Source organism: Corynebacterium sp. HMSC077G07 (assembly GCF_001809225.1).
GTDB classification, from domain to species: Bacteria; Actinomycetota; Actinomycetes; order Mycobacteriales; family Mycobacteriaceae; genus Corynebacterium; species Corynebacterium jeikeium_D.
In genome coordinates this window covers 109,650-110,107 of the sequence record NZ_KV796550.1, presented here as the reverse complement: position 1 = coordinate 110,107, position 458 = coordinate 109,650, and the positions used below count along the sequence as shown (strand labels likewise).

Below are 458 nucleotides of genomic sequence, written 5' to 3'. Positions count from 1 at the left end.
TTGGAAATACCTCCGCGTGTGCGGAGAAGAGATACGAGTCCGGCTTGTCCTTCTGGGATTGCTGGAAATACCTCCGCGTGTGCGGAGAAGAGCGATGGGTGAGATGGGCCAGATTTTCAACTCCGGAAATACCTCCGCGTGTGCGGAGAAGAGGGGAGTGAGCGTTCGACTGCGCCGGTTTGTTTGGAAATACCTCCGCGTGTGCGGAGAAGAGCAGCAGTTGCCGAACCTTGCCCGCCAGATTGTGGAAATACCTCCGCGTGTGCGGAGAAGAGAAGCTCGCCCTGTTCATTAACCTGATGCGCTTGGAAATACCTCCGCGTGTGCGGAGAAGAGGCCGGCGGCAGGTCAGCGCCCGGGGTGAACACGGAAATACCTCCGCGTGTGCGGAGAAGAGCGATGAGGTGTGGGAGCGGCTGCGGCATGAGCGGAAATACCTCCGCGTGTGCGGAGAAGAG

The 458-nt window shown here is 59.2% G+C and carries 1 CRISPR repeat array.

Annotated features, from left to right (window positions below):
• Positions 1-2: 2 nt before the first annotated feature.
• A CRISPR array of direct repeats spans positions 3-458; the repeat unit is 29 nt; unit sequence GGAAATACCTCCGCGTGTGCGGAGAAGAG.